The organism is Pseudomonas sp. MD195_PC81_125 (assembly GCF_014060985.1).
In the GTDB taxonomy this organism is placed as follows: domain Bacteria; phylum Pseudomonadota; class Gammaproteobacteria; order Pseudomonadales; family Pseudomonadaceae; genus Aquipseudomonas; species Aquipseudomonas parakoreensis.
On sequence record NZ_JABULD010000725.1, the window covers coordinates 1 to 500 of the forward strand.

Sequence of the window (500 nt, forward strand, 5' to 3'; positions counted from 1 at the left end):
CTGCTTTTGGCCTATGACAGTTGTTTGTGGGTGGCAGCTATCGGGTTCCAGTGGAGATTGGGAAGCGACCGCTCCAGCGGCAGCTTTCAACCCAAAGCATACACCGCAAATCGCCGCTATTCCTTGTGGCGCAACACATCGACAAGCAATGAAAACGCGGGCGAAGCGTGGCGGCGGCTTGGGTAATAAAGATGGTAAGGCTCGAAGGTTTTACGCCAGCTCCCTAGAACTTCGACCAGATCTCCGGATTCCAGCGATTCGCGGAAGTACGCCTGCGGTAGGTAGGCGAGGCCGAGTCCGGCCATAGCAGCATCACGTACGGAGGCGATGCTGTTCGTGACCAATGAACCTTCCACTTTCACGCGCTGCTCTTTTCCCGCTTTTGCGAATAACCAAGCGAAGTGTTCGCCGTGTGTGGGCAAGCGCAGGTTGATACAGGAATGCTCGGTGAGGTCGTAATGATGGAAGCGGTAGGCGTCGTCCCAGAACAGCCGGAAGTC

1 protein-coding gene is annotated in these 500 nt (G+C 56.2%); it reads right to left on the minus strand.

Going from position 1 to position 500, the window contains the following annotated elements; genetic code table 11:
• Nucleotides 1-116: 116 nt before the first annotated feature.
• Nucleotides 117-500 (minus strand): LysR substrate-binding domain-containing protein (locus tag HT737_RS28505; RefSeq protein WP_306287298.1); only part of this gene is annotated, 384 nt, incomplete at its 5' end.